Annotated in this window: 25 protein-coding genes; 10 read left to right on the top strand and 15 right to left on the bottom strand. The window is 69.1% G+C overall.

Annotation, left to right across the window (positions count from 1 at the left end; translation table 11 throughout):
* Positions 1-9: 9 nt before the first annotated feature.
* The 4 genes from lpdA to ABD767_RS07675 are packed head-to-tail and all read left to right on the top strand — an operon-like array spanning position 10 to position 4,445.
* Entirely contained in the window at positions 10-1,416 is a 1,407-nt protein-coding gene (gene lpdA, locus ABD767_RS07690; RefSeq protein ID WP_103043745.1) for a dihydrolipoyl dehydrogenase, read from the top strand.
* A 15-nt stretch (positions 1,417-1,431) separates the two neighbouring features.
* Positions 1,432-2,175, top strand: coding sequence for an SDR family oxidoreductase (locus ABD767_RS07685; RefSeq protein ID WP_103043744.1), 744 nt, complete (start codon positions 1,432-1,434; stop codon positions 2,173-2,175).
* 20 nt (positions 2,176-2,195) lie between these two features.
* Complete coding sequence (gene gabD / locus ABD767_RS07680; protein ID WP_103043743.1) at positions 2,196-3,644, top strand: NADP-dependent succinate-semialdehyde dehydrogenase; 1,449 nt, start codon at positions 2,196-2,198, stop codon at positions 3,642-3,644.
* Positions 3,645-3,647: 3 nt separating this feature from the next.
* Positions 3,648-4,445: a shikimate dehydrogenase gene (locus tag ABD767_RS07675; RefSeq protein WP_103043742.1), complete on the top strand. Its 798-nt coding sequence runs from the start codon at positions 3,648-3,650 to the stop codon at positions 4,443-4,445.
* A 50-nt stretch (positions 4,446-4,495) separates the two neighbouring features.
* On the opposite strand, the gene ABD767_RS07670 is transcribed toward ABD767_RS07675, so the two are convergent.
* The 9 genes from ABD767_RS07670 to hemC form a co-directional block, all read right to left on the bottom strand.
* Positions 4,496-4,996 carry a hypothetical protein gene (locus ABD767_RS07670; RefSeq protein ID WP_344869084.1) on the bottom strand — a complete coding sequence of 167 codons (501 nt, stop codon included), beginning with the start codon at positions 4,994-4,996 and terminating at the stop codon, positions 4,496-4,498.
* 128 nt (positions 4,997-5,124) lie between these two features.
* Positions 5,125-5,784, bottom strand: a complete 660-nt coding sequence (locus ABD767_RS07665) for an SCO family protein (protein ID WP_103043740.1) — start codon at positions 5,782-5,784, stop codon at positions 5,125-5,127.
* A gap of 2 nt (positions 5,785-5,786) precedes the next feature.
* Positions 5,787-6,383: a c-type cytochrome gene (locus ABD767_RS07660; RefSeq protein WP_103043739.1), complete on the bottom strand. Its 597-nt coding sequence runs from the start codon at positions 6,381-6,383 to the stop codon at positions 5,787-5,789.
* 13 nt (positions 6,384-6,396) lie between these two features.
* The gene (locus ABD767_RS07655; protein WP_103043738.1) at positions 6,397-7,047 is read right to left on the bottom strand and encodes a cbb3-type cytochrome c oxidase subunit II; all 651 of its coding nucleotides are present in this window, start codon (positions 7,045-7,047) and stop codon (positions 6,397-6,399) included.
* Positions 7,037-8,692, bottom strand: coding sequence for a cbb3-type cytochrome c oxidase subunit I (locus ABD767_RS07650; protein WP_103043737.1), 1,656 nt, complete (start codon positions 8,690-8,692; stop codon positions 7,037-7,039). The genes ABD767_RS07655 and ABD767_RS07650 overlap by 11 nt, the downstream gene beginning before the upstream one ends.
* A gap of 362 nt (positions 8,693-9,054) precedes the next feature.
* Positions 9,055-10,335 (bottom strand): heme biosynthesis HemY N-terminal domain-containing protein, encoded by a 1,281-nt coding sequence (locus ABD767_RS07645; protein WP_103043736.1) that lies wholly within the window; start codon positions 10,333-10,335, stop codon positions 9,055-9,057.
* A gap of 46 nt (positions 10,336-10,381) precedes the next feature.
* Positions 10,382-11,479: a uroporphyrinogen-III C-methyltransferase gene (locus tag ABD767_RS07640; RefSeq protein WP_103043735.1), complete on the bottom strand. Its 1,098-nt coding sequence runs from the start codon at positions 11,477-11,479 to the stop codon at positions 10,382-10,384.
* Positions 11,466-12,275 (bottom strand): uroporphyrinogen-III synthase, encoded by an 810-nt coding sequence (locus ABD767_RS07635; protein ID WP_103043734.1) that lies wholly within the window; start codon positions 12,273-12,275, stop codon positions 11,466-11,468. Before ABD767_RS07635 ends, ABD767_RS07640 begins: the two co-directional genes overlap by 14 nt.
* A complete protein-coding gene (gene hemC / locus ABD767_RS07630; protein WP_103043733.1) occupies positions 12,272-13,201 on the bottom strand; it encodes a hydroxymethylbilane synthase in 930 nt (309 codons plus the stop codon). The genes ABD767_RS07635 and hemC overlap by 4 nt, the downstream gene beginning before the upstream one ends.
* Before the next feature lie 100 nt (positions 13,202-13,301).
* Between hemC and ppc the strand changes: the two genes are divergently transcribed.
* Positions 13,302-16,145 (top strand): phosphoenolpyruvate carboxylase, encoded by a 2,844-nt coding sequence (gene ppc / locus ABD767_RS07625; RefSeq protein WP_103043732.1) that lies wholly within the window; start codon positions 13,302-13,304, stop codon positions 16,143-16,145.
* A gap of 85 nt (positions 16,146-16,230) precedes the next feature.
* Here the strand turns inward: ppc and ABD767_RS07620 are convergent, their stop codons facing one another.
* The 3 genes from ABD767_RS07620 to ABD767_RS07610 all read right to left on the bottom strand — a co-directional run bounded on the left by ABD767_RS07620 (position 16,231) and on the right by ABD767_RS07610 (position 18,133).
* Positions 16,231-16,572 carry a DUF1508 domain-containing protein gene (locus tag ABD767_RS07620; protein WP_103043762.1) on the bottom strand — a complete coding sequence of 114 codons (342 nt, stop codon included), beginning with the start codon at positions 16,570-16,572 and terminating at the stop codon, positions 16,231-16,233.
* Between the two features lie 83 nt (positions 16,573-16,655).
* Positions 16,656-17,846, bottom strand: a complete 1,191-nt coding sequence (locus tag ABD767_RS07615) for a diguanylate cyclase domain-containing protein (protein ID WP_146031432.1) — start codon at positions 17,844-17,846, stop codon at positions 16,656-16,658.
* 20 nt (positions 17,847-17,866) lie between these two features.
* Positions 17,867-18,133, bottom strand: coding sequence for a hypothetical protein (locus tag ABD767_RS07610; protein ID WP_103043730.1), 267 nt, complete (start codon positions 18,131-18,133; stop codon positions 17,867-17,869).
* Positions 18,134-18,295: 162 nt separating this feature from the next.
* Here ABD767_RS07610 and ABD767_RS07605 point away from each other — a divergent pair, with 162 nt between their 5' ends.
* The 5 genes from ABD767_RS07605 to ABD767_RS07585 are packed head-to-tail and all read left to right on the top strand — an operon-like array spanning position 18,296 to position 22,827.
* Positions 18,296-19,330, top strand: coding sequence for an ABC transporter permease subunit (locus ABD767_RS07605; RefSeq protein ID WP_103043729.1), 1,035 nt, complete (start codon positions 18,296-18,298; stop codon positions 19,328-19,330).
* 12 nt (positions 19,331-19,342) lie between these two features.
* The gene (locus ABD767_RS07600) at positions 19,343-19,720 is read left to right on the top strand and encodes a hypothetical protein (RefSeq protein WP_344869072.1); all 378 of its coding nucleotides are present in this window, start codon (positions 19,343-19,345) and stop codon (positions 19,718-19,720) included.
* Positions 19,717-20,145, top strand: coding sequence for a PIN domain-containing protein (locus tag ABD767_RS07595; protein WP_103043727.1), 429 nt, complete (start codon positions 19,717-19,719; stop codon positions 20,143-20,145). The genes ABD767_RS07600 and ABD767_RS07595 overlap by 4 nt, the downstream gene beginning before the upstream one ends.
* Positions 20,138-21,184, top strand: a complete 1,047-nt coding sequence (locus ABD767_RS07590; protein ID WP_103043726.1) for an ABC transporter permease subunit — start codon at positions 20,138-20,140, stop codon at positions 21,182-21,184. The genes ABD767_RS07595 and ABD767_RS07590 overlap by 8 nt, the downstream gene beginning before the upstream one ends.
* Complete coding sequence (locus tag ABD767_RS07585; RefSeq protein ID WP_103043725.1) at positions 21,181-22,827, top strand: dipeptide ABC transporter ATP-binding protein; 1,647 nt, start codon at positions 21,181-21,183, stop codon at positions 22,825-22,827. The genes ABD767_RS07590 and ABD767_RS07585 overlap by 4 nt, the downstream gene beginning before the upstream one ends.
* 34 nt (positions 22,828-22,861) lie before the next feature.
* Here ABD767_RS07585 and ABD767_RS07580 read toward each other — a convergent pair whose 3' ends face one another.
* From ABD767_RS07580 to ABD767_RS07570, 3 genes are all read right to left on the bottom strand, one after another.
* On the bottom strand, positions 22,862-23,731 hold the full coding sequence (locus ABD767_RS07580) for a universal stress protein (RefSeq protein ID WP_103043724.1): 870 nt from the start codon (positions 23,729-23,731) through the stop codon (positions 22,862-22,864).
* A gap of 83 nt (positions 23,732-23,814) precedes the next feature.
* On the bottom strand, positions 23,815-25,674 hold the full coding sequence (mnmC, locus tag ABD767_RS07575) for a bifunctional tRNA (5-methylaminomethyl-2-thiouridine)(34)-methyltransferase MnmC2/FAD-dependent 5-carboxymethylaminomethyl-2-thiouridine(34) oxidoreductase MnmC1 (RefSeq protein ID WP_103043723.1): 1,860 nt from the start codon (positions 25,672-25,674) through the stop codon (positions 23,815-23,817).
* 192 nt (positions 25,675-25,866) lie between these two features.
* On the bottom strand, positions 25,867-26,139 hold the full coding sequence (locus ABD767_RS07570; RefSeq protein ID WP_103043722.1) for an oxidative damage protection protein: 273 nt from the start codon (positions 26,137-26,139) through the stop codon (positions 25,867-25,869).
* Positions 26,140-26,283: the final 144 nt, after the last annotated feature.

Genomic DNA, 26,283 nt, shown 5'->3' with positions numbered 1-26,283 from the left:
AGGCGCGTCATGGCACAGGAAACATTCGATCTGCTGGTCATCGGCGGTGGCCCGGGCGGCTACGTGGCCGCCATCCGCGCCGCGCAGCTGGGCATGAAGACCGCGCTGGTGGAAAAGGCGCAGCTCGGCGGCATCTGCCTGAACTGGGGCTGCATACCGACCAAGGCGCTGCTGCGCTCGGCCGACGTGCTGCGCCTGGTGCGCAATGCCGCGCAGTTCGGCGTGCAGGCCGCCGCGCCCCAGGCCGATCTGGCGGCCATGGTGGCGCGCTCGCGCGCCGTCGCGGTGCAGCTCAACAAGGGCGTCGCGCACCTGATGAAGAAGAACGGCGTCAAGGTGTTTACCGGCCATGCCCGCCTGCAGGGCGCGGGCGCGGTGTCCGTCTCAGGCGCGGATGGCGTGTCCCCGGCACTCAGGGCCAAGCACATCGTGCTGGCCACGGGCGCCAGGGCGCGCCAGCTGCCGCAGCTGCCCAGCGACGGCCAGAGCGTGTGGACCTACCGCGAGGCGCTGACCCCGCCCGCCCTGCCCAAGCGCCTGCTGATCGTGGGCGCGGGGGCCATAGGCATAGAGTTCGCGAGCTTTTACCGCACGCTGGGCGCTGAGGTCACGGTGGTGGAAATGGCGGGGCGCATCCTGCCGGTGGAGGACGAGGAAGTCTCCGCCCAGGTGGCCGCCAGTCTGCAGCGCGAGGGCATCGCCATTCACACCGGCATGGCCGTGGCCCAGGCGCAGCGCGGCAAAAATGGCTGGGAGGTGACGCTGCAGGCCCAGGACGCCGCCAAGGCCCGGTTGCAGCTGCAGGCCGACGTGGTGCTGGTAGCCGCGGGCATCGTCGGCAACGTGGAAGACCTGGGCCTGGAAAAGACCCGCGTGCAGGTGGAGAAGACCCATATCGTCACCGATGCGCAATGCCGCACCGCCGAGCCGGGCGTGTACGCCATAGGCGATGTGGCGGGGCCGCCCTGGCTGGCGCACAAGGCCAGCCATGAGGGGGTGATGTGCGTGGAGCATATTGCCGGCCTGGCACCGCACGCGCTCGACCCCAGGCGCGTGCCCGCCTGCACCTACAGCCACCCGCAGGTGGCCAGTGTGGGCCTGACCGAGGCCCAGGCCAGGGCCGCGGGCCACAAGGTCAAGGTGGGCAAGTTCCCCTTTGGCGCCAACGGCAAGGCGATTGCCATGGGCGCCACCGCTGGCTTTGCCAAGGTGGTGTTCGACGCGGGCAGCGGCGAGCTGTTGGGCGCGCACATGGTGGGCGAGGAGGTCACCGAGATGATCCAGGGCTTTGCCATCGCGCAGACGCTGGAGACCACCGAGGCCGACCTGATGGCCACCATCATTCCTCACCCCACGATGTCCGAATCCATGCACGAGGCAGTGTTGGCTGCCTACGGCCGGGCCCTGCATATCTGACCAGGAGATTTTCTTATGTACGACTTTCAGGACAAGACGTTGCTGCTGACCGGTGCCAACGGCGGCATTGGCCGCGAGGTGGCCAGGCTGTTTTATGCCCATGGCGCCAACCTGGTGCTGACCGATATCGACCTGGCCGGGCTGGAGGGCTTTGCCCAGACCCTGGGCGGCGATGTAGCGCGGCGCGTGGCCTGCCTGCGCATGGATGCGGCCGACCCCGAGGATTCGCAGAAGGCCGTGGATGTGGCGCGTGAGCGCTTTGGCGGCATCGACTACCTCGTGCCCTCGGCCGGCCTGTACCTGGCGCAGCCGGTCAGGGAGATGACCGACGCGCAGTGGCGCCAGACCCTGTCCATCAACCTCGACGGCGTGTTCTATCTGTGCCAGCGCGCCATTGCCGTGCTGCGCGACGGCAGCTCCATCGTGCACCTGAGTTCGCTGGCCGCGCATCGGGGCGCCTATTACAACGCGCACTACAGCGCGTCCAAGGGGGCGATCCTGAGCCTGACCCGCTCGCTGGCGCGCGAGCTGGGCCCGAAGACGCGCGTGAACGCCGTCTCGCCCGGCGTCATCGCCACGCCAATGACCAATGAGCTGATCGCCAGGCGCGGCCAGGAGTCGATAGAGCAAACACCGCTCAAGCGCCTGGGACAACCCGAGGAAATCGCCAGCGTGATCGGCTTCCTGTGCAGCAGCGCCGCCAGCTTCATCACCGGCGAAGTCATCCATGTCAACGGCGGCCTGTACATGGCCGGCTGACGCATTCAAGGAGCAACACCATGTGGAATTTGAAAGACCCATCGCTGCTGCGCGAGCAGTGCTTCATCGACGGCCAGTGGCTGGGCGCGCAGCAGACCATTGCCGTGACGAATCCCGCCACGGGCGCGCATATCGCCAGCGTGCCCAAGCTCGGTGCCGCCCACGCGCGCCAGGCCATAGAGGCCGCGAACCGCGCCTGGCCCGCCTGGCGCGCGCGCACGGCCAAGGAGCGCGCGGCCCTGCTCAAGCGCTGGTTCGAGCTGATCATGGCGCACCAGGATGATCTGGCGACCATCATGACCCTGGAGCAGGGCAAGCCCCTGGCCGAGGCCAAGGGCGAGATCGCCTACGCCGCATCCTTCATCGAATGGTTTGCCGAGGAGGGCAAGCGTGTCTATGGCGACACCATTCCGGCGCCGGTGGCCAGCCAGCGCATCGTCGTCACCAAGGAGCCGATCGGCGTGTGCGCCGCCATCACGCCGTGGAACTTCCCAGCCGCGATGATCACGCGCAAGGCAGGGCCGGCACTGGCCGCAGGCTGCACCATGGTGGTCAAGCCGGCCTCGCAGACGCCGCTTACCGCCCTGGCGCTGGCCGTGCTGGCCGAGCGCGCCGGCATTCCGGCTGGCGTGCTGTCGGTGGTGACCGGCGCGGCGGGCGACATCGGCACCGAGCTGGCCACCAACCCGCTGGTGCGCAAGCTCACCTTCACGGGATCGACCGAGGTGGGGCGCACGCTGATGCAGCAGACGGCCGCGACCATCAAGAAGGTGTCGATGGAGCTGGGCGGCAACGCGCCCTTCATCGTTTTCGAGGACGCCGACCTGGACGCCGCCGTGGAGGGGGCTCTCGTCTCCAAGTACCGCAATGCCGGCCAGACCTGCGTATGCGCCAACCGCCTGTACGTGCACGCCAAGGTGTACGACGCGTTCGCGCAAAAGCTGGTCGCCGCCGTGCAGGCTATGCAGGTGGGCGATGGCCTGCAGGACGGCGTACGCATAGGTCCGCTGATCGATGCCAAGGCCGTGGCCAAGGTCGAGGAGCATATTGCCGACGCAACCGCCAAGGGCGCGCGCGTGCTCACGGGCGGCAAGCGCCACGCGTTGGGCCAGTCGTTCTTCGAGCCCACGGTGCTGGCCGATGTCACGCAGGGCATGGCGGTGGCCAAGGAGGAAACCTTTGGCCCGCTGGCGCCGCTGTTCCGCTTCGAGACCGAGGACGAGGTTGTGGCTCTGGCCAATGACACCGAGTTCGGCCTGGCGAGCTACTTCTACGCGCGCGACCTGGGCCGCGTCTGGCGCGTGGCCGAGCGTCTGGAGTACGGCATGGTGGGTGTGAACACCGGCCTGATCTCGAACGAGGTGGCGCCGTTTGGCGGCGTGAAGCAGTCGGGCATAGGCCGCGAGGGCTCGCGCTACGGCATCGAGGACTACCTCGTTGTCAAGTACATCAACATGGCCGGTATCTGAGCCATGGAGATCGACGGCAAGACCCGGGTGGTCGGCATCGTCGCCGACCCTATCGCCCATGTGCGCACGCCGCAGCTCTTCAACGCGGCCATGGCGCGCCAGGGCCACAACGCCGTGTGCGTGCCGCTGCATGTGGCGCCGCCGCAGCTGCCGGCGCTGCTGGCGGGACTGGCGGGCTGCCAGAACCTGGCCGGGCTGGTGGTCACCATCCCGCACAAGGAGGCGGTGGTCGCGCATTGCGGCGAGCTGACCCCGGCGGCACGCCTGGTCGGCGCCGCCAACGTGTTGCGCTGGGATGGCGCGCGCGGCCATTGGCTGGGCGGCAACCTCGATGGTGACGGCTTCGTCGCGGGCCTGAGGCAGCAGGGCCACGGCCTGGCCGGCAAGCGCGTGCTGCTGCTGGGCGCGGGCGGGGCGGGCAAGGCCATCGCCTACGCCGTGGGGCGCGAGCGCCCGGCCGAGCTGGTGCTCTACAACCGCTCCATGGCGCGGGCCGAGGAGGCGCTGGCGCGCATCGCCCCGGCGCTGCCGGGCGTCGCCATGCGCGGCGGGGCGGCCGATGCGAGGGGCTTTGACGTGGTCATCAACGCAACGGCCCTCGGGCTGCACGACGATGATCCCGCGCCGCTGCCGCTCGAGACACTGCGGCCGGGCATGCTGGTGTGCGAGGCCGTGATGCGCGACACCGCGCTGCTGGCCGCCGCGTGCGCATGCGGCGCCCAGGCCCATGCGGGGCAGCACATGCTGGATGGTCAATTAATGGCCATGGCGGATTTTTTCAACCTATCCTTGGGCGCGTAGCGTATGGCGGCTTCTTGGAGCGTGAGCGCGCTGTCGTGAAGCTGTATTCGTCAGGACTGCTGCGCCAGCCGTGCTTCGTCACGTTGGATCAGCCGCCAGGTGGCGTTTGCCAGCCAAGTGAGGCCCACAAAAGCGGCCAACGAGATCAGCCACTGGCCCAGCCGCTGCTGGTCGTCGAGCAGGTAGGCGTTGCACAGGCGCAGGGGCGAGTCGATGTAGAGCTGGCCGACGACGACCATCATCATCAGGAGGTTGCCCAGAAAAAAGCCCTGGATGATCAGTCCGGCGGGGCGCCAGGACAGGCGCAGGGCGACGCCGGCCAGCAGCAGCGCGGCGCACTTGGCCACTTCGATGTCGCTGCGGTACAGGGCCAGGTCGAGCACGCGGGGGATCATCAGCACGGCCAGCGCCGCGCTGATCCAGACCAGGCCGGCAATGCCGTGGGTGTTGCAGCTCATCACCCAGCGACGCAGCCGCTCGGGCAGGGCGACGGCCAGCAGCGCGCCGCTGGCCATCAGCAGGGGAAACTGCAGCACCATGTGGCGCCACATGCTCGCTTCCAGTGCGTGACGGGCGGCAGGCCATAGCAGCACCACGGCGAGGCACAGGCCGGCAAGCGCCTGACGCCGTGGCGTCAGCCAGGCGGTCAGGCGGGCCGCTTGCGGCCATGGTGGCCGCATCATGATTGCGGTGCGCCGGCGTGCTGCTGGCGTGCCAGGTGGCGGGCGTAGTTCAGCGCCAGCTGCTGCTCGGCCAGATCGAAGACGCGCACCATGCGGCCCTGGCCGTCAAAGACCAGCAGTGCGGCGTTGTGCTCGTAGTCGCCAAAGTCGTTGGGAATGACCACCACTCCCAGGCGTGCCAGCAATGCCTGTTGCTGCGCCGGGTCGGGCACGCGTGCGAAACGCCATAGCCGCGGGTCGGCCTGCAGCTTGTCAGCATAGGGGGCAAGCACTTGCGGTGCGTCGTGGGCGCCGTCAAAGCTGATCGACAGCAGGCGCACGCCAGGGTTGGGTTCTTGCTGCAGTGCCTGCTGCAGCTGCTGGAAGCTGCTGCCCAGCGACAGGCAGACGGTCTGGCAGCGGGTGTAGAAGAAGTCGGCGATCGTCACGCCCGCGTGTCCGTCCGTGCCGCTGCCACCGGCCAACAGTGCGGGCAGGGTGGTTGCGGGTACGTCCGCGCCGTCGACGGCCACGGACGGAGCGGGCACCGGGCGCAACGCCACCTCCAGGCGGCGTGCATCCTCGTCGGTCCAGGCCTGAAAGTCGTAGGTCAGCCAGGAGGCCGCCGCCCAGCCGGCCAGCAGGGTGAGCAGGCAGGCCAGGGCGGTGCGCAGCATGCTTACTTCAGCAAGGCCTTGAGCGCGTCTTCACCCTCGAAGGGTGTCGTGCGGTCGGCTCCGGCCTTGCGCTCCTCGGCAAACAGGTCGGCGTCCAGCGGGTCGTTCTTGTTGGACCAGCTGGTGCGGATGTAGGTGGCCACGCCCGCCAGCTCGGCGTCCGACAGCTGGGCAAAGCTGGGCATGGCGCCCTGGTACTTGTTGCCCTTGACTGTGATCTCGCCGGTGATGCCGTGCAGCAGGATGTTGGCCAGCACGCGGGGCTCGCCGTGCACCCATTCGGAGCCGTCCAGCGGCGGGAACACGCCCGGCAGGCCGGCGCCGTTGGCCTGGTGGCAGGCGGCGCACTGCGCGGCAAAAATGGCCTTGCCGTCGACGGCGGCGCCGGCAGCAGGTGCGGCCGGCCCCGAGAGCTCGGCCAGCGTGCGCTGGTCGCCATACTGCGACAGGCCCAGCGGTTCGGAGCGGATGATGTAGACCACGGCCCAGACCACCATCACCAGCGCGATCAGCAAGGCGCTGATCGGCATCGGGCGGATGGCCTCTTCGGGGTCTTCGTTTTCGCGTTTTTGTGCGTCGATATCTGGTTGTTGGCTCATCGTGACCCTCCTTTCAGACTGCAGGCGCAGCCGTGTCGCCCGCAGGCGCCGCGGAGCTCTTGGCACCTTCGGCCTCGCGTGGCTGCGGGGGCAGCACCGGGTAATTGCGTTTGAGCGCCTGCAGGTACTTCACCAGATCCAGTGTCTCAGGCTTGGGCACGACGACCTTGCCCGCAGGCGCCACGCCCGGCGGCAGGTTGACGACTTCCTCATCCTGCTCGGCCTTGTCCTTGATGTCGAACAGATAGGGGTAGGACGGCATGATGGACTCTTGCACATAGGCGCGCGGCTGGTACAGGTGGCCCAGTTGCCAGTCCTTGCTGGGCTGGCGCACGCCGATGTTCAGCAGGTCAGGCCCGGTGCGCATGCTGCCCAGCAGGTGGGGCCTGTCGTACACGTAGTCGCCCGGCACCGAGGCACGGCCCCAGCCGCGCTGGGAGTCGGCAGGCGCAAAGCTCTCCGAGCGCGGCTGCTGGCTGTGGCAGTACATGCAGCCGTTGGCGATGTAGCTGGCGCGTCCGCGCAGCTCGGCGCTGGTATAGGGCTTGACGCCCTCGGTCGGCTTGACGTCGTGCACCTGGATGTAGGGCAGGATGACCAGGGCGGAGACCGCGATGGCAAAAGTGGCCATCGCGCCTGCGGTCAGTTTGACTTCATTTTCCATGAACGATCTCCATGGCCTTGGGTTGGCTCGAGAACAGGGCTGCGCCCGTGCGATCCGGGCCAAAGCGCAGCGCCATGACCAGGAAGTGGTAGACGAAGACGATGTGGCTGGCCACCATCAGGGCACCGCCCAGGCTGCGCCACTTGAGATAGGGCATGGTGACCAGGACGGAGTCGATGAACGGACGCGCCGGATCGAGCATGGCCAGGCCCTGCAGCCAGCCGCCGTAGGACAGGAAGATGAAGTAGATCAGGATGCCGATGGCGGCCAGCCAGAAGTGCAGCGAGATCAGGCGCGGGTACGGCCATTCCCAGTGCACGATGCGCGGCATGATGAAGTAGATGGCGCCGAACAGCACCATGGTGACGAATCCATAGGCGCCCAGGTGGGCGTGGGCCACGGTGTAGTGCGTGAAGTGCGCCACCTGCTGCACCGAGCGCAGCGCCTCGAACGAGCCCTGCAGCGACGACATCATGTACATGAAGCCGCCGAACATCATGAAGCGCAGCACCGGCGAGTAGCGTGACAGGTGCATGCGCCCCTTCATCGTCAGCGCCATGTTGATCGCGAAGGCCAGGACCGGAATGATCATCATCATGCTCTGCACGATGGACAGCGTGATCAGCCAGCCCGGCACCGGGCCGCCCACCAGGTGGTGGCCACCGACCTGGGCGTAGAAGAAGGCCAGCGTCCAGAAGCCCAGGATGGACAGGTTGTACGAGCGAATCGGCCGCGCAATGATCTTGGGCAGGAAGTAGTAGATGGCGCCGACGGCCACGGGCGTGAACCACAGGCCGAGTACGTTGTGGCCATACCACCAGTTCATCGCGGCCTGTTGCACGCCGAATTGCACGCCGGGAATCTTGCCGACGATGAACAGCGAGGTGATCCACAGCAGCGCGGCCGTGTGGTACCAGGTGGTCACGTACAGCGACTCGACCTTGCGGTTGACCAGCGTGTACAGCACCGGGCCGATGATGCAGACCATGCCGGCGGCAAAGAAGATACCGATCTGCCAGGGCATTTCCAGGTACTCCAGGCCGTCGGTCCAGCCCGCGCCAATCGCGCCCACGCCCGCGGCAATGGCCACGTTGACCAGCGCGCCGCCCATCATGATCCACATCGAGCCGAACAGAGGCGTGCGCAGCAGGCGCGGCATCAGCCAGATGATGATGCCCAGCTCGGCGTTGGTGATCCAGCCGTAGAGCACGGCCGTCAGGTGCATGGTGCGCATGCGGCCAAAGGTCATCCAGGCTTCGCTGACCAGCCAGTCGGGCAGGTGCAGCTTGAGCGATGCCGTCAGTCCGGCGATGCCGCCGAACAGCAGCCACATGCAGGCGAACGCGATGAACATGAACACCGGAAACGCGCTGGAGCGGTCGGCGGCCAGGCGGTCCTGCAGCTCCTGGGCGTCCGGGACGTGTCGCTCGTCGCCCGGCTCGGCCGCCGCGTGCTGGAAGCGCTCCTGCTGCTGGGTGCCCAGTGCGGGATCGTCGATATGACCGATCTCTCCCTTGACGAAGATGGCCGATGCGGCCTTGGGATTTTCGACCAGCAGCCCCTTGCGCAACGACCATATGAAGACGAACAGTCCAATGATCGAGAGCAGGAAGGCAGCCAACAGGCTCAGGAGGGCGCTGTCCATCGCTGTGGTTCCTTTCGTTTTTTAACCCTGCAGGCGCATGCATGCGCCTGGTTTTGATCCACTGCAAATAACGGAGCAACAAAGCCTGTTACCGCATGGTGCCAGCGATTCTAAGATTGCGCCTCAATCGGCCTTGATGCAGTGCAACATGCCCATGTTGATGGCGCTGTCTCCATTGACTTATGCCAAGTACCGTTTGGCCGCAATGTGGTAGTGCTGCGGCGCAATATCGAGTGGAGTGGCCAGGCAAGCGCACGCGCCCGGCCGAGCGGGAAAGCGGGCCGGAGCGGGCGCGCGGCAAATCGCCTTGATTTTTGGCCGGGCGAGCGCCCTGCGGTGGAGGCGGGAAAAGCCCGCCGGGGTCAGCGCAGCAGTGCCGCCTGCTTCCAGGCGTGCACCGCCTCGTCGCCGTCGCCGCGCTGCTCGGCCAGCTCGGCCAGATGGCGCCAGGCGCTGGCGCGCAGGCGCTCGTCGCGCAGCTGTTGCACCGCGCGGGCAAAGCCCTGCTGGGCCTTGCCCCACAGCTGGCGGTGCATGCAGGCTGCCGCGGCCAGGTATTGCAGGTGGGGTTCGCGCGGGCGGGCGCGCTGCGCCGACTCGATGCGGGCGAGCCAGTCGTCCTCCAGATCCTGCATGTTGCGCTCCAGCGTGCGCACCAGACGCAGCCATTGCGCGTCGTTGAAGTCCGGCTCGCCCTGGCCGCTGAGCGCCTGCCAGACGGGGGTGAGCCACTGGCGCACCTGCGCCGGCTCGCCGCCCAGGCGCGAGAGCTGCTGCGCCGCGCGCGTGGCGATGTCGGGGTGGCTGCGCTCGGCGGCGTCCAGCTGCTGCCAGATGCGCAGGAGCTGGTGCGTGTCGCGTGTGCCGCGGATTTGTTCAAGCAGCAGCGAGCGCGTCAGCGTGTCGGCCACGGACGGGGCAAAGGCGCCATGCTTGGCCAGCAGCCGTGCGGTCTCCAGCGCCAGGTCGGTCTGCTGGGTGTGGCGCGCGGCCTTCAGGCGGGTGCGCAGCGCCAGCGTGCGCCGGGCCGTGCCGGCGGGCAGGCTGGCCAGCTGCTCCAGCGCGGACTCGGCGTCCCGGTCGTCCAGCGCCCAGCGCGCGGCGCGCAGCTGCAGGCCTTCGCCAAATTCGCGCTCGCTGTCGCTGGTGTGCTCGGCAATCGTCTGCTGCGCCTGCTCCAGGTGCGTCTGGCGGGTTTCGCGGTCTTGCAGCGCGTGCGACGACTCGGCCGCGATCAGGTGCGCCAGCGCGCGCATCTGGCGCGTGTGCGGGTCGCTCTCGCGCAGCTGCTCCAGCGCCTGTGATTGGCCTATGGCAGTGAGCGCGTCCTTGCGCGCGCGCAGGTAGCGCCCGGACAGCATGTAGGAGTAGGCGCCCAGCAGCGCGCCGTGCATGGTGCGCTCGCGCTGCATCACGCGCCAGCGCCGGGTCTGCTGGGGCAGCGCGCGCAGCACCGCCATGCCGCGCAGAGCCGAATGCACGACGATGAAGCCCACCAGCAGCGCGATCAGCACCAGGTTGAGCGCCAGGTCGATGCGCCAGGGCGGCCAGAACACGGTGACCACAGCCTGGTTGTTGCCGGCAAACAGCGCCACCGCGACGGCGGCGCCAAACAGGGCCAGAAACCAGAGAGCTGCGCGCATGGGGGTGTGTCCTGTCCGTGAAAGAGGTGGCGGGAGAGCGGGGGGGTCAGCGGCCGGCGGCGGCCGTGGCCAGCGCGGCAAAGGTGTCGTCCAGCGTGGGCGTGTCGGACGCGGTCATGTGCTCTTGCAGCTGCTGTAGCGCCTGCAGCGCGTTCTGGGTACGCCGCGACGTGGGGTCGAAGTACTTGACCATGACGCTGTAGGCGTAGGCCAGGTCGGCGCGCGCCGCGCCGGTGCGCCGGCCCAGCAGGCTCAGGCGGGCGTTGAGCAGCTGCATCTTCAGGTTTTCGCGCAGGAAGAAGGCCTGCTCGGGCGCCAGCAGCACCGCGTCGGGGTGCTCGATGCGCTGAATGCGCACCAGCGTCAGCGCTTCGTCGCGCACGCCGGTCCAGGCGCGCTGCAGCCAGGCCTGCCACGGCGGCGTGGCGGCAGCGTCGGCGGGCTTGTCCTGCGCGGGCGCCTCATCGGCAGCCTCGCCGCCCGGCCGCGCCGCCGGGCCGTGCAGTGCCTGGGCCGTGGTTGCGGCATTGCGCAGGGGCAGATCGCCCACCTGGCGCACCAGGTCGTCCAGGCGGCCGAGCAGCCCGGCGGTGTCGGTGACGTTGGCGCGCTCCAGGCGCTCGGTGTCCTGGGCCATGGCGCGCAGCACCGGCGTCAGCCGCGGCTGCGACGCGCGTTCGATGCGCTGGCTGGCGCTGTGCAGAGCGGCCAGCAGCGGCTGCAGGCTGCCGGTCAGCTGCGCCTGCTGCTGCGCCAGGCGAATGCCGGCCTCGATGTCGACGACCAGGTTCTCGTCGCGCGAGCGAGACAGGCTTTGCATCAGCTCTTCGAGCTGGCTGCGCTGCAGCGCCACCTCGCCCACGCGCGTCTCCAGCACGGTGAGCTTGGCGGAGCTGTCGCGCGCCAGATCCTGCGCCTCGCGCGCGACGGTACGCGCCTCGATGGCCTGGGCGCCGGTCTCGGCGCTCTGGCGCGCCAGCTGCTCCTGGATGGATGCCAGGCGCTGCCACAGCAGTGCCGACAGCGCCAGCGCGCCCACGGCCAGCAGGGAAATGATGGCCATCGCCAGCGCGGAGCCGCCACCACCATGCGTGGAGGAGGGCGCCGGTGGCGGCGGGGAGGGCAGGGGGTTATCGGCGCTCATGCTCGGATTTTATCGATGCGGCCACGTCGGCCAGGGTGGGACGGCATTGCAGCACCCGGCCAAAACCGTGGCCGGTGGCGCTTTGCGCAATGCGCGGGTGGGTGGCCAGCGCGCGGCAGGCGCTCCAGTCGTGCCTGGGCAGCGCGGCGACCAGGTGGCTCAGCGCCTCGGAGCTGCTCAGCAGCCACAGCGGGTCGCTGGCAAGCAGCGCACGCAGCTGCTGCAGGTCGGCGCTGCTCCAGGCGGGGGCGGCGCGCTCGTAGGCGGCGACGAAGTCGGCCTGGCCGCCAGCCGCGGCAATGCGAGCGGCCAGCCAGTCACGGCCGTTGCCGCCTTCGAGCGCCGGGGTGCTGGTGCCGCGCACGACGAGCACGCGCGTGCCCGTGCCCACTCGCGGGCCGACGGACTGCCACAGGGATTCGGAGTCGAACTGCCGTGCGTCGGCGGCGGGGCTGTCGATGCAGCCGGGCGGCAGGCCCAGCGCCTGCAGCTGGCCGGCCGTTCCGGGGCCGGGCGCCCAGATGCGGGTGCCGCCCCCGGGCTGTGCGGCCAGCGCCGCCACGAGTGCGGGCGTGAAGAAATGCGTCGCCGCGTTGCCGCTGACGACCATGATGGCCTGGTAGCGGCCGGCCTGTGCGTGCAACCGGGCCTGCACCAGCGCCTGCTGCAGCGGCGCGGTGCTGACCGCGTGGATGTCGATCAGCGGCAGCGCCAGCGCGTCTATGCCCAGCGCCTGCAGGTCGCCCACCCATTGCGCGGCGTCGCGCGCGGGCCGGGTGACGACGACCGGGCTCATGCCTTGCGCGCGCCGCCCGCCTGCAGGCGCGCGGCCACTTCAAGCCCCAGCGCGTCGGCCTGCGCCAGCGTGGCAACCGGCGCCTGGCCCTGGGCGCGCACCAGCGGCTGGCCGCCTTCCAGGTCGCCCCAGGCGGCGTGCAGCGCCAGCGTGTCGTCCTGCCATTGGCCGTGCGCGGCCAGCGGCATGGAGCAGCTGCCGCCCATGGCGCGGCTGACCGCGCGCTCGGCGGTCACAGTGAGCCAGGTGCGCTCGTCGGCCAGCGGTGCCAGCGTGTCGATCAGATCCTGGCGGTCGGCGCGAATCTCTATGCCCAACGCGCCCTGGCCGGCGGCGGGCAGCATCTCGGTGGGCTCGAACACGCTGCGGATGCGCTCGTGCAGGCCCAGGCGCTTCAAGCCCGCGGCCGCCAGAACGATGGCCGCGTACTGGCCCTCGTCGAGCTTGCGCAGGCGCGTCTGTACATTGCCGCGCAGCGGCTCTATCTTCAGGTCGGGGCGCAGCGCCTGCAGCAGCACCTGGCGGCGCAGGCTGGAGGTGCCGACCACCGCGCCCTGCGGCAAATCCTGCAGGCGCGCGTAGTGCGGCGAGACGAAAGCGTCGCGCGGGTCTTCGCGCAGCATCACGCAGGCCAGCGCAAAGCCGGCGGGCAGCTCCATGGGCACGTCCTTGAGCGAGTGCACCGCAATGTCGGCGTTGCCCTCTTGCAACGCCACCTCCAGCTCTTTGACGAACAGGCCCTTGCCGCCCACCTTGGACAGCGTGCGGTCCAGGATCTGGTCGCCGCGCGTGGTCATGCCCAGAATGCCGGCCTGGTGGCCGCGCGCGATCAACAGTGACTGCACGTGCTCGGCCTGCCACAGGGCCAGCTGGCTCTCGCGGGTGGCGATGGTGATGCGGGAAGGGGGAGTGGGGCTGGAGGTCATGGAACGGCTGCAAACAGACTGCGGCCTTCACGGGCGAGGGCCGCCGGGAATGCTAGCATGCTGCGCTGCAATATCGCGACACTGACCCGAGAGACCCGCCATGGCAGCACCCAACGACGCAGCACCGCAGGAGACGCCCGTCCGCAAGGCCGACAAGGACGCTCCGCTGATCCGCGACATCCGCCTGCTGGGGCGCATTCTGGGCGACGTGATCCGCCTGCAGGAGGGCGAGGCCGCCTATGCGCTGGTCGAGCAGGTGCGCCAGCTGTCGGTGGCGTTTCGCCGCGACCAGGACTTGGCGGCCGACCGCGCGCTCAAAAAACTGCTCAAGTCGCTCAGCGGCGACCAGACGGTGAGCGTGATACGCGCTTTCACCTATTTCAGCCACCTGGCCAACCTGGCCGAGGATCGCCACCACATCCGCCGCCGCGCGGTGCACGAGCGCGCCGGCAGCCAGCAGGAGGGCAGCATCGAGGTGGCGCTGTCGCGCCTGCGCTGGGCCGGCATCACGCCCGACGCGGTGGCGCGCACGCTGGCGACCAGCTATGTATCGCCCGTGCTCACCGCCCATCCCACCGAGGTGCAGCGCAAGAGCATCCTGGATTCGGAGCGCGACATCGCCCAGCTGCTGGCCGAGCGCGACGACATCCAGGCGCGCGCCCAGCTGTACAACGCTGCGCGTGACACGCTGACCCCGCGCCAGTTGCAGGCCAACGACGAGCAATTGCACACACGCGTGGCCCAGCTGTGGCAGACACGGCTGCTGCGCTACACGCGGCTGACGGTGGCCGACGAGATCGAGAACGCGCTGAGCTATTACGAATACACGTTCCTGCAGGAAATCCCCCGGCTGTACGCCGACCTGGAGGCGGCACTGGGCGCCGGCCAGCCCGTGGCCAGCTTCTTGCGCATGGGCCAGTGGATCGGCGGCGACCGCGACGGCAACCCCAACGTGGGCGCCGACACGCTGCGCCTGGCACTGGGGCGCCAGTGCGCCGTGGCGCTGCACCACTATCTGCAAGAGGTCAACCAGCTCGGGCGCGAGCTGTCGCTGTCGTCCAAGCTGGTGCAGGTCACGCCAGCGCTGGCCGCGCTGGCCGACGCCTCGGGCGACCTGAGCGCGCACCGCAGCGACGAGCCCTACCGCCGCGCGCTGTCGGGCATCTACGCGCGCCTGGCGGCCACGCTCACGCAGCTGACCGGGGGCGAATCGGCGCTGCATGCGCTGGCGCAGCGCCCGGCCTATGCCAGCGCGCAGGACTTTCTGGCCGACCTGCGTGTCATCGAGGCGTCGCTGGACTCGCACCAGGGCAGCGCGCTGGCGCTGCAGCGCCTGCACCCGCTGATCCGCGCGGCCGAGGTCTTCGGCTTTCACCTGGCGACGGTGGACCTGCGCCAAAGCTCGGACCAGCACGAGCGCGTGATCACCGAGCTGCTGGCCAGCGCGCGCATCACGCCCGACTACGGCGCGCTGGACGAGGACGCGCGCCAGCAGCTGCTGCAGCGCCTGCTGCGCGACGCACGGCCGCTGCGCGTCATCGGCCTGCAGTACTCGGAGCACACGGCGCACGAGATGGCCATCTTCGAGGCCGCGCGCGACCTGCTGCGCGCCCACGGGCGCGAGGCGATTCGCCACTACATCATCAGCCACACCGAGACGGTGAGCGACCTGCTGGAGGTGCTGCTGCTGCAAAAAGAGGTGGGCCTGATGCACGGCGCGCTGGGCGACGCCGACGCGCGCGCCGAGCTCATCGCCGTGCCGCTGTTCGAGACCATCGAAGACCTGCGCAACGCCGCCGGCATCATGCGGGGCTTTTACGCCATCGACGGCGTGCTTGACCTGCTGCGCGCCGGCGGCGCCGAGCAGGACATCATGCTGGGCTACAGCGACAGCAACAAGGACGGCGGCATCTTCACCAGCAATTGGGAGCTGTACCGCGCCGAGATCGCGCTGGTGGCGCTGTTCGACGAAGTGAACGCACGCAACAGCGGCCAGGACATCCGCCTGCGCATGTTCCATGGCCGCGGAGGCACCGTGGGGCGCGGCGGCGGCCCCAGCTACCAGGCCATCCTGGCGCAGCCGCCGGGCACGGTGCGCGGGCAGATCCGCCTGACCGAGCAGGGCGAGGTGATCGCCAGCAAATACGCCAACCCCGAGATCGGCCGGCGCAACCTGGAGACGCTGGTCGCCGCGACGCTGGAGGCCACGCTGCTGCAGCCCACCAAGCCCGCCACGCCCGCGTTTCTGGCGGCGGCCGAGCAGCTGTCGCGCGCCAGCATGGCCGCCTACCGCGCGCTGGTGTACGACACGCCGGGCTTTACCGACTACTTCTTCAGCGCCACGCCGATCCGCGAGATCGCCGAACTGAACATCGGCTCGCGCCCCGCGTCGCGCAAGGCCAGCCAGAAGATCGAGGATCTGCGCGCCATTCCCTGGGGCTTCAGCTGGGGCCAGTGCCGCCTGACGCTGCCCGGCTGGTACGGCTTTGGCTCGGCCGTACAGGCCTTCATCGACGCGCCCGGCAAAGACCCCAAGGCGCAGCTGGCGCTGCTGCGCAAGATGCACCGCCAGTGGCCATTCTTCAGCACGCTGCTGTCCAACATGGACATGGTGCTGGCCAAGAGCGACCTGGCACTGGCCAAGCGCTACAGCGAGCTGGTCGGCAACGCGCGCCTGCGCAAGCAGGTGTTTGGCGCCATCGAGCAGGAATGGCAGCGCACCACCGAGGCGCTGGAACGCATCACCGGCAACAAGGTGCGCCTGGCGCACAACAGCGCGCTGGCGCGCTCGATACGCCACCGCTTTCCCTACATCGACCCGCTACACCACTTGCAGGTCGAGCTGATCCGCCGCTGGCGCGCCGGCCAGGGCGACGAGCGCGTGCGCACCGGTATTCACATCTGCATCAATGGGATTGCGGCGGGGTTGCGCAATACGGGTTGATTTGCGCCGCTGCGCCAAAAACCAAGGCCGCTGTCCTCTCCGAGGAAGCGGCCTTGCCGTCTTTTGTACTCGCCCCCGCCAATTCTCAGGCGGCAGCGGTCTGATCGTCCACCACCGCGCCCGGCGCGTTGTTGATGCAGGATTGGATGCCGTTGTCGCGCGCTGCTTCGCCGGAGTACATCTGGCTTTGGCCGATGACCTGGCCGTTGGTGGCCTTGAGCACGAAGTAGGGCGAGCCGTCCTTGGCGGTGAGCTTTTCGTAGCGGGCGGCTTCGGCGCCGTTCTTTTTGACCGACTCGATGCCGTTGAGCGCGCTGGCCTTGGCCTCGTACATCTCGCTGGTCAGGATGACCTGGCCATTGCCGGCGTGCAGGTTGAAGTGGAATTTGTCGTTCTTGGATTTCTTGAGTTCGAACTTGCCAGCCATGTTTTCTCCTGGGTTGTGCTGCGCCGCGCCCCATGGCGCGGCTGCAAGCGCGCATTGTTGCAGCAAGGCACGGGCGGACATGGTCAACGATTGCCAACCTGCTGCCGTGTCCACGCGGCGTCTTGCCTTGGGATGCCGGCGCGCGGCGTGGCGCCGCCCTTGGCTGCGTACATGGCCTGGTCGGCGTGCGCCAGCAGGGCCTGGGCGGTATTGCCGTCGTGCGGGTAGGTGGCCAGGCCCACGCTGGCGTGGACTTGCAGTTGCCCATGGCGATGGGCGATGGGTTGGGCAATGCTGTGTTGCAGCCGCTGGAGCAGGGCGTGCGCGTCGAGCGCGGGGTCGGTTTCGCCGCCGCTCAGCACGATGACGAATTCATCGCCGCCCAGCCGCGCGACCATGTCGGTGGGGCGCACCATGGCCTGCAGGCGAGCGGCAATGGTTTGCAGCACCAGGTCGCCCGCCTGGTGGCCGTGGCGGTCGTTGATGGGCTTGAAGTCGTCCAGGTCCAGCACCAGGACGTGCAGCGCATTTTCGCGGCGTTGCACGCGCCGCAGGCAGCGCTGCAGGTGGGAGTCGAACAGGGTGCGGTTGGCCAGGCCGGTCAGCGCGTCGTAGTGCGCCAGGCGCTGCAGTTCGTTGACCTGGGTGTTGTAGGTCTGTGCGACTTCGGTGATCTCGGCGGCCCAATGCGCGGGCACGGATTCGAGCGTGCGGTGGCTGCGCATGGCCTGGCGCAGCAGGTGCAGGGGCTGGCCGATGATGCGCTCAAGCGCCCAGGCGGCGCTGGTGATGACCGCTTGCAGCATGGCGATGAAGATCACCAGTTGCAGGGCCAGGGTTTCGAAGGCGGAGTCGATGAACGACACGGGTGCAAAGCCGATGCGCAGCTCGCCGACCGGGTGCCGGGCGCCCGCCTCGTCCACGTAGTGCAGGGGGGCATGCAGCAGGTCGGACGAGGGCGCTCGCGTTGCGGCGCCGGTCTGGATGAGGCTTTGCGCGCACTGGTCTTCGACGGTGACGCTGCGCACCTGGGGCTGCAGCAGCATGGCCTGGGCAATACTGGTGGCGGTGGCGCTGTCGCAGTCCCGCAGCGGTTTGGACAGTGCGGTGCCAAAGACCTGCAGCGTCTGCTGGCGCTGGTTTTCTGCGTCGCTGCGCTGGTGGCGCAGGTTGACCCACGCGGTGCCCAGCGCCGCCAGCACGAAGGCCAGCGTCAGCACGGGCAGCAGCTGGCGCACGAAGCGGGCGTGGAGCGTTCGGGACGAATGGGGCACGGCGCAGGGCTTTCTGCCGCTCACCCGACCGGCTGCAGCAGCAGGTGGCGTGTGGGCCGCTTGCGGCGGTATTCCCAGGTGCGGACGAATTGCCCGTCGCGCCTAATCTGGTCGAAGCCCGCCTGCAGCGCTGCGTGCACCAGGGCGTTGGCATGGGCCAGCGAGGCTTCCGTGCGCGCCACGAAGTGCCAGGGTGAGTGGGCGGCCCGCGCGCCCAGGCCGCACGCTTCGGCGACGCAGCCGACGAAGCGTCGGCGCATGGCGGTAGTGGCGGTGGACAGGGGCATGGGCGGCGTAAGTGTAGAAGTGCGTGCGCCCGGTGGCTGCCCATTTTTGTCAAACAAGGTCATTCGCTGCGGCTTGCCGCGCATCGGGGGATGCGCCCGTGCGCGGTGCATGGCACACGCCTTGCCGCTGGCGGGGCCGGCTTGTCATGATAATGACCACCCATGTTGGCCTATATCGTCAAACGCCTGCTGCTGATGCTGCCCACGCTGCTTGGCGTGCTGTTGCTCACCTTTGTGGTGATTCAGTTTGTACCCGGCGGGCCGGTGGAGCAGTACCTGGCCGAGGCCAAGGCTGGCGCTGCGGGCCACGGCGGTGCCGAGGGGGCGGGCATGGCCTACCGCGGCGCTCAGGGGGTGGACACGCAGCGCCTCGCGCAGATCAAGAAGCTTTACGGCTTCGACAAGCCGGCGCACGAGCGTTTCGTGCAGATGCTGGGGCAGTTCGCCCGCTTCGACCTGGGGCGCAGCTTCTTTCAGAACAAGGACGTGTGGCAGCTGGTCAAGGAGAAGATGCCGGTCTCGATCAGCTTGGGGCTGTGGACCTTCTTCATCAGCTACCTGGTGGCCGTGCCGCTGGGCGTGGCCAAGGCGGTGCGCGCGGGTTCGCGCTTCGACCTGGTGACGACGCTGATCATCCTCGTGGGCTATGCCATTCCGGGTTTTGTGCTGGGCGTGGCGCTGCTGGTGGTGTTTGGCGGGCAATTGCAGTGGTTTCCGCTGCGCGGGCTCACCTCCAGCAACTGGGACGAGCTGGCCTGGGGCGCGCGCATCGTCGACTATCTGTGGCACATCACGCTGCCGGTCACAGCCATGGTGGCGGGCAGTTTTGCAGTGACGGCCATGCTGACCAAGAACGCGTTTCTCGAAGAAATCCGCAAGCAATATGTGCTGACCGCGCGCGCCAAGGGGCTGAGCGAGCGCCAGGTGCTGTGGGGCCATGTGTTTCGCAATGCCTTGATTCCCATCGTCACCGGCTTTCCGTCGGCCTTCATCGGCGCGTTCTTCACCGGCTCGCTGCTGATCGAGACGCTGTTCTCGCTCGACGGCCTGGGATTGCTGAGCTATGAGAGCGTGATCCGCCGCGACTATCCGGTGGTGCTGGGCACGCTCTATTTGTTCACGCTGATCGGCCTGGTGACCAAGCTGATCAGCGACCTGTGCTACGTGTGGGTCGATCCGCGCGTGAAATTCGACTGAGTTCGTCATACAATGCATGACAAACATCTTTCCGGGAAGTCGGCCATGCGGGTCAATGCGCGTTTCGAGGGCGAAGCCGAGCAGCAGCTCAATTACCTGGCCGAAGCCACTGGTCTGGGCGTGAGCGAGGTGCTGCGCACCAGCGTGCAGTACTACTATGAACAGGTGCGGGCGCGACGCGGGGGCCTGGCGCACTTCGCGGCGTTCGTCGGCAAGGGCCGCAGCGGCCGGACCGACGTGGCCGGCAGTTACAAGACGCGTCTGGCCGAGGGATGGGGCAACAAGCACCACGACCGCGCGCCAGCTGTGCATGAGCCGGTGACGCCCTATGCAGCCCAGCCGCCTGCCGCCTCCAAACCTGAAAAACCGTCCCGGGCGGGCGACGCGTGATCATCGTCGACGCTGGCTTCTTCTACGCGCTGGCAGACTCCGACGACGCTTGGCACAGCCGCGCCACCGGGGTACTGCACACGCAGGGCGAGGGCTGGATTACCACCTGGCCGGTGCTGACCAAAGCCACGCACCTGCTTACGCGCTGGATTGGCACCGACGCCGCGCAGGCCCTGCTGCGCGATGTGGCGGCCGGCGGCATTGCCGTCTGGCAGTGGGACGCGCCGCAAACCGAGCGACTGGCGCACCTGATGCAGCGTTACGCCAGTCTGCCGATGGACCTGGCCGACGGCTCGCTGGTGCTGCTGGCCGAGCACCTGGGCCACGGTCGCATCCTGACCACTGACGAGCGCGGCCTCGGCGCCTATCGCTTCAAGAGCCGTGAGCCTTTTCACAACCTGCTGGCGGACGCGAGCCATGGCTGACGACGCGCCGACGCCCAGCCTGTCTCCCGCGCGCCGCGCCTGGCTGCGTTTCAAGCGCAACCGCCTGGGTTACTGGAGCCTGTTGCTGTTTTGCGCACTGGTGCTGCTCAGCCTGTGCGCCGAGCTGGTGAGCAACGATCGCCCGCTCGTCGTGCGCTACCAGGGGCAGACTTACTTTCCGATGCTGCACGACTACCCGGAGACGACGTTTGGCGGCGACTTCAGCACACCCGCCGACTACCTCGACCCCTATGTCCGGCAAAAAATCACCGAGGGCGACAACTGGGCGCTCTACACGGTCAACCCCTACGGCAGCAACACGCTGAACTACTTTGCCAAGGCGCCCAACCCGTCGGGCCCGTCGCGCGACAACTGGCTGGGCACCGATGACCGCGGGCGCGACCTGCTGGCGCAGCTGATCTACGGCTTTCGCGTCAGCGTGCTGTTCGGCCTGGCGCTGACCACCGTTGGCGTGGTGCTGGGCATTGCGGCCGGCGCGGTGCAGGGTTTTTTTGGCGGCAAGGTCGACCTGGCCTTTCAGCGCTTCATCGAGATCTGGGGCTCGATGCCCGAGCTGTACCTGCTCATCATCTTCAGCGCGGTGTTCGCGCCCAGCGTGGCGCTGCTGCTGGCGCTGCTGTCGCTGTTCGGCTGGATGGGGCTGTCGGACTATGTGCGCGCCGAGTTTCTGCGCAATCGCCAGCTCGATTACGTCAAGGCGGCGCGGGCGCTGGGCGTGCCCAACCGGCACATTATCTGGCGCCACATCCTGCCCAACTCGATGGTGCCGGTGGTCACCTTTTTGCCGTTTCGCATGAGCGCGGCCATTCTGGCGCTGACCTCGCTGGACTTCCTCGGCCTGGGCGTTCCGCCCGGCACGCCCAGCCTGGGCGAGCTGCTCAGCCAGGGCAAGAACAACATCGACGCGTGGTGGATCTCCATCTTCACCTTTGCGGTGTTGGTCATCACACTGCTGCTGCTGACCTTCATGGGCGACGCGCTGCGCGACGCGCTCGATCCGCGAAAGGCCGACCGATGAGCGCCGCCGCACAGCCGGTCCAGGGCGCGGGCGCGCCGCTGCTGCAGGTGCGCGATTTGCGCGTGCGCTTTGGTGCCAAGGAGGTGGTGCACGGTGTGGACTTCGACATAGCCGCTGGCGAAAAACTTGCGCTGGTGGGCGAGTCCGGCTCGGGCAAGACCATCTCCGCGCTGGCGCTGCTGCGCCTGGTGGCCGACGCGCAGATCAGCGGCAAGGCCGTGTTTGAAGGGCGCGACCTGCTGCAGCTGAGCGAGCGCGAATTGCGCGGCGTGCGCGGCAGCGACGTGGCCATGGTGTTCCAGGAGCCGATGACCGCGCTCAACCCCTTGATGAGCGTGGGCGCGCAGATCGTCGAGGTGCTGGTGCTCAAGCAGGCGCTCACGCGCGCGCAGGCACTGCAATCAGCCATCGAGCTGCTGGCGCGCACCGGCCTGCCCGAGCCCGCGCGGCGCGCCGGCAGCTACCCGCACCAGCTGTCGGGAGGGCAGCGCCAGCGCGCAGTGATCGCCATGGCACTGGCCAGTGCGCCTAAGCTGCTGCTGGCCGACGAGCCCACGACCGCGCTGGACGTGAGCCTGCGCGGGCAGATTCTTGATTTGCTGACCGACCTGCAGCGCCAGACCGGCATGGCGGTGCTGCTCATCACCCACGATCTGCTGCTGGTGCGCCGTTTTGCCGACCGCGTCGCGGTGATGGAGGCCGGCCATCTGGTGGAAACCGCGCCGTGCAGCACATTGTTCGAGCAGCCCCGGCACGCCTATACCCGGCGGCTCATCAGCAGCACACCGAGGCGCGACGTGGTCGAGGCGGCCGGCCTGCCCGGCGGCAGCGATGCGCCGGCCGCGCAGGCACAGGGGCTGCGCGTGGCCTATCCGGTACTGATCGCTGGCCTGCGCGGGTGGTTTTCCAAGGGCGAGTTCATCGCGGTCAAGGGCGCGGGCTTTCGCATCGACGCAGGGCAGACCCTGGGCGTGGTGGGCGAGTCGGGCTCGGGCAAGTCCACGCTGGCGCAGGCGCTGCTGGGGCTGCTGCCCAGCAGCGGCCAGCTGCAGGTGGCGGGCCAGCAGTGGCACCAGCCGGCGCAGCACAACGGCACGCACAACCAGGCGCTGCGTCGGCGGGTGCAGGTGGTGTTCCAGGACCCGTTTTCGTCGCTGTCGCCGCGCCTCACGGTCGAGGAAATCGTCGGCGAGGGCCTGCGCGTGCACCAGCGTCATCTGAGTGTGAACGAGCGCCGCGAGCGCGTGCGCGCGCTGCTGGCCGAGGTGGGACTCGCCGAGGCGCAGTTCCCGGCGCTGCTGTCGCGCTACCCGCATGAATTCTCGGGCGGGCAGCGCCAGCGCCTGGCGATCGCGCGCGCGCTGGTGCTGGATCCGCACCTGCTGGTGCTCGACGAGCCCACCAGCGCGCTGGACGTGACCATCCAGCAGCAGGTGCTGCAGCTCTTGCAGCGCCTGCAAAAAGAGCGCGGCCTGGCCTATCTGCTCATCACCCACGACGTGGCCGTGGTGCGCGCCATGGCGCACCAGGTCATCGTGATGAAGGACGGCGAAGTGGTGGAAGCGGGCCCCTGGCGCCAGGTGCTGGACGCGCCGCGCCACCCCTATACGCGCACGCTGGTGGAGGCGGCGCGGGCGCCTTGACCGGGCGCCCGACTGTGGACGGGGGGAAGGTGGATCAGCGCAACACCAGCACCGGAGCACTGGACAGGCGCAGCAGCGCCGTCGTGGTGCTGCCGACGATCAGGTGGCGGATGCGCGAGTGGCCGTAGGCGCCGAGCACCAGCAGCGCATCGCCCATGTCCTGCAGCAGCGCGGGAATGACCTCCTCGGGCAGGCCGGGGAGTATGCGCGTGCCGACCTCGAAGCCCGCTGCCTTCAGGTGCGCCTGCGCGTCTTCCAGGCGCTGCAGCATCTCGGGCGTGGCCTCGCCCACCATGACCAGCATGCCCGGCATGCCGCGCAGCAATGGGCTGCGCGCCAGCACCTCGACCGCGCGCTGCGCGGTGGCGCTGGCGTCGTAGGCGATGACGAAGTGCCCGGGCGCGATGAAGCCGGGCTCGGTCACCACCATGACCGGCTGGCGCACGTTGCGCACCACGCTCTCGACGTTGTGGTCCAGCCGCAGCTTGCGCGCCTTGCCCGGGCGGCGGTTGCTGCCCAGCACGAACAGGCGCGCCGCGGCTTCGTTTTCCAGCAGCACCTCGGTCAGCTCGCCCTGGCGCAGCAGCGTCTGCACCGGCGCGGGCAGGGGCTCGTCGGCAATGCGGGCGCTGGCGCTGTCGAGCATGCGCTCGGCCGCTTCCTGCGCCAGCTTGACGCGTTCTTCGTCCAGCGTGTTCAGGCGCTGCATCAATATGTCCTGCGCGCCCATGCCGATCACGCCGCTGTAGTCGCCCACCGGCGGCAGCGGCTCGGGGCGCGCCAGGGTGTGCAGCAGCGTCAGCGGCGCCTGCAGGCGCCGGGCGGCCCACAGTGCGCCGTCGACGATGGCGTCGGTCGTGTCCAGGCCATCGAGGCAGGCAAAAACGGTGTCGGCGGTGCTCATGGTGCGCTCTCCTGTCGGTTCATGGCTGGCGTCGAGTGTGGCACCACCGGCGGCGCGGCGCAAAGCGGGGTGGGCAATGGCACTCATGTGGGGCATTTGTCCATGGCCCGCGCCAGGCGGCTGTCCAGCGGCAGCGGCTCGCCGTGCAGGCGCGCGGCCAGCAGCTGGGCGCACAGCGGTGCCAGCGTCAGGCCGCGCGCGCCCATGGCGGTGCAGGCCCACAGGCTGGCGCTCTCATCGAGTGGCGTGACGACGGGCAGGTGGTTGGGCGCGGCGCAGCGCACGCCGGCCCAGCCTTGGGCCTGGCCGAACGCGGCGGCCAGTGCCGCGCCCTGCTGCGGCGCGAGGGCGAGAAGGCGTTCGTGGTTGGCGCCGTGGGCCTGTTCGACTTCCCGAGCGGTGAGCGGCAGGCGGTCTTCGTCGCGCTCGAAGGTCGACCCGACGGCCCAGCCGCTGCTGCCGTCGGGCAGTGCAATGGTGGGCAGAAAGTTGCCATGGCCGTTGATCGGGTGCTGCGGGCGCGGCGCCGCGCTTGCCGCTGGCCAGGCGCCAAAGCTCATCAGCCCGCGCAACGGCTGCAGATGCCAGCCCAGCAGCGCGTTGCTGCCGGCGCCGGCGCACAGCACGGCCAGGTCGGCCTCGGCCAGCACCGTGCCTTGCGCATCGCGTGCCTGCCACAGGCCGTGTGCGCTGCGCTGCAACTGCTGCACGGCGGCGCCGGTGTGCAGCGTGATGCCGGGCTGCGCCAGCAGGCGCCGTACCAGCGCGTGCGGCGCAATCCAGCCGCCGCGTGCGTGCCAGCAGCCGGGCGCGTCAAGGGGCAGGCCGCTGGCGGCAAGCTGCTCTGGCGTGGCCGGGGCGCTCCACTCCAGCCCCTCACCGTCGCTCCAGGCCAGACGCGGCGGCGCCTCGACGCCGTGCTCCAGCACGCCGCTGTCCAGCCAGGCCTGGCCGCACAGGTCGCCCGCCCATTGCTGCAGCGTGGCCAGCGTGGCGCGCACGCCGGCGCGCGTCAGGCGCGACAGCAGGCTGTCGTCGGGCGAGACGTGCGGCGAGAAAACGCCGGCCGGAATGCCCGACGCGCCTTGCGCCGCAGCGGCGCGGGCGTCCAGCACCTGCACCTGCCAGCCGCGCTGCGCCAGCTGCGCGGCCACGCAGGCGCCGCTGATGCCGGCGCCCACGACCAGCGCGCGCCGCCCGGCGGGCAGCGTGACCGCCGGCAGTGGCGGGTGGCCAGTTTTAGGTTCCCAGCGCGGGTTGTAGCTGGCCTGCAGGTTGGCGCGCTTGGGCGGCGTGCCATCCACCTTGCGCACCTCGAAGCCGCATTGCGTGAGCGATTCGCGCACGCTGCGCGCCACGCACCAGGTGGCCGCGCGCGTGCCGCGGTGGCAGCAGCGCGCAACGGCTTTGAGGGTGTGCATGCTCCACAGCTCGGGGTTGTGTGCCGGGGCAAAGCCGTCCAGGTAGACGCTGTCGGCCGGGGGCTGCTGCTGGCGCAGCAGCGCCTGCGCGTCGCCGACCAGCAGCGTCAGCTGCACCCGCCCGCGGTCGAACTGCAGGTGGTGCACGCCCGGCAGCAGTCCCCACCACTGCGCGGCCAGTTGCTGCGCCAGCGCGGTGATCTCGGGGTCGGGCGGCGCGGCGCGCAGCAGGTCGGCCGCGGCCACCGGCCAGGCCTCGCAGGCGCTGTAATGCAGCAGGGCAGGGCGCGCGGGGTCGGCGCGCCAGACGGCCCAGGTGGCCAGGAAGTTCAGGCCCAGGCCAAAGCCGGTCTCCAGCACGCGCCACTGCGCCTGGCCGGCCCAGGCCGCGGGCAGGCCGCAGCCGGCCACAAAGGTCTGGCGCGCCTGATTGAGCCCGTGGTGGGCGCTGCTGCGGTAGCGGTCGGAAAAGCGCGGGCTGTAGGGCGTGCCGTCGGGCAGCCAGGAGAGGGGTTCGCTCATGCGAAGGGGCGTTGTGCGCCTTTGCGGGAATCAGAGGCTGAGAGTAAATTGGCCGAGCCCGAGAGACGCGTCAAAATGCCGCCAATCGAGGCGCAAAACGCAGCCATAGCTCGGGCTATGGCGAGTATTTGCAACGCAGAGTGGCGGTGTTTTGGCGTGTAAAGCGGGCACGGGGAATTTCCTCTCAGCCTCTCAGGCCTCGGGTGGGGTGTAGCCGGCCACTGCGTCGGCGCCGTCGCCGAAGAAGTGCCGCTCCATCTGCGCGGCCAGGTATTTGCGGTCGCTGGCGTCGGCCATGTTCAGGCGGTTTTCGTTGACCAGCATGGTCTGGTGGCGCAGCCAGTCCTGCCAGGCCTCTTTGCTCACCTGCAGCCAGATGCGTTTGCCCAGCTCGCCGGGGTAGGGCGGGGCGGCCAGGCCTTCGGCCTCGCGGCCGAGCTTGATGCAGTGAACCATGCGTGCCATGGGAATCCTTTGTCGTGGAGCGGTTTCAGGGTTTGCGCCGATTGTCGCATTGCGCCCGCGGTGCTTGGTGCCGCATGCCGTGGCAGGTGTCTTGGCGGTGACCTGGCTAAAATAGCCGGCTTTTCCACGACGGGCGGCAGCTGC

The sequence above is a fragment of the Comamonas faecalis genome, assembly GCF_039538025.1.
Classification (GTDB): Bacteria; Pseudomonadota; Gammaproteobacteria; order Burkholderiales; family Burkholderiaceae_C; genus Comamonas_C; species Comamonas_C faecalis.
Note: the sequence above shows the minus strand (reverse complement) of the source record. Positions and strands in the feature narration are given on the sequence as shown.

Bases quoted from the DNA above. Each gene is read 5' to 3' on its own strand.
- lpdA (WP_103043745.1), top strand. From the start codon at position 10: ATGGCACAGGAAACATTCGATCTGCTGGTCATCGGCGGTGGCCCGGGC.
- ppc (WP_103043732.1), top strand. From the start codon at position 13,302: ATGGCAGCACCCAACGACGCAGCACCGCAGGAGACGCCCGTCCGCAAG.
- hemC (WP_103043733.1), bottom strand. From the start codon at position 13,201: ATGACCTCCAGCCCCACTCCCCCTTCCCGCATCACCATCGCCACCCGC.
- mnmC (WP_103043723.1), bottom strand. From the start codon at position 25,674: ATGAGCGAACCCCTCTCCTGGCTGCCCGACGGCACGCCCTACAGCCCG.
- ABD767_RS07605 (WP_103043729.1), top strand. From the start codon at position 18,296: ATGTTGGCCTATATCGTCAAACGCCTGCTGCTGATGCTGCCCACGCTG.
- gabD (WP_103043743.1), top strand. From the start codon at position 2,196: ATGTGGAATTTGAAAGACCCATCGCTGCTGCGCGAGCAGTGCTTCATC.
- ABD767_RS07685 (WP_103043744.1), top strand. From the start codon at position 1,432: ATGTACGACTTTCAGGACAAGACGTTGCTGCTGACCGGTGCCAACGGC.
- ABD767_RS07610 (WP_103043730.1), bottom strand. From the start codon at position 18,133: ATGCCCCTGTCCACCGCCACTACCGCCATGCGCCGACGCTTCGTCGGC.
- ABD767_RS07635 (WP_103043734.1), bottom strand. From the start codon at position 12,275: ATGAGCCCGGTCGTCGTCACCCGGCCCGCGCGCGACGCCGCGCAATGG.
- ABD767_RS07650 (WP_103043737.1), bottom strand. From the start codon at position 8,692: ATGGACAGCGCCCTCCTGAGCCTGTTGGCTGCCTTCCTGCTCTCGATC.
- ABD767_RS07665 (WP_103043740.1), bottom strand. From the start codon at position 5,784: ATGCTGCGCACCGCCCTGGCCTGCCTGCTCACCCTGCTGGCCGGCTGG.
- ABD767_RS07670 (WP_344869084.1), bottom strand. From the start codon at position 4,996: ATGTGGCGCCACATGGTGCTGCAGTTTCCCCTGCTGATGGCCAGCGGC.
- ABD767_RS07570 (WP_103043722.1), bottom strand. From the start codon at position 26,139: ATGGCACGCATGGTTCACTGCATCAAGCTCGGCCGCGAGGCCGAAGGC.
- ABD767_RS07675 (WP_103043742.1), top strand. From the start codon at position 3,648: ATGGAGATCGACGGCAAGACCCGGGTGGTCGGCATCGTCGCCGACCCT.
- ABD767_RS07660 (WP_103043739.1), bottom strand. From the start codon at position 6,383: ATGAGCCAACAACCAGATATCGACGCACAAAAACGCGAAAACGAAGAC.
- ABD767_RS07580 (WP_103043724.1), bottom strand. From the start codon at position 23,731: ATGAGCACCGCCGACACCGTTTTTGCCTGCCTCGATGGCCTGGACACG.
- ABD767_RS07600 (WP_344869072.1), top strand. From the start codon at position 19,343: ATGCATGACAAACATCTTTCCGGGAAGTCGGCCATGCGGGTCAATGCG.
- ABD767_RS07585 (WP_103043725.1), top strand. From the start codon at position 21,181: ATGAGCGCCGCCGCACAGCCGGTCCAGGGCGCGGGCGCGCCGCTGCTG.
- ABD767_RS07645 (WP_103043736.1), bottom strand. From the start codon at position 10,335: ATGCGCGCAGCTCTCTGGTTTCTGGCCCTGTTTGGCGCCGCCGTCGCG.
- ABD767_RS07655 (WP_103043738.1), bottom strand. From the start codon at position 7,047: ATGGAAAATGAAGTCAAACTGACCGCAGGCGCGATGGCCACTTTTGCC.
- ABD767_RS07620 (WP_103043762.1), bottom strand. From the start codon at position 16,572: ATGGCTGGCAAGTTCGAACTCAAGAAATCCAAGAACGACAAATTCCAC.
- ABD767_RS07590 (WP_103043726.1), top strand. From the start codon at position 20,138: ATGGCTGACGACGCGCCGACGCCCAGCCTGTCTCCCGCGCGCCGCGCC.
- ABD767_RS07640 (WP_103043735.1), bottom strand. From the start codon at position 11,479: ATGAGCGCCGATAACCCCCTGCCCTCCCCGCCGCCACCGGCGCCCTCC.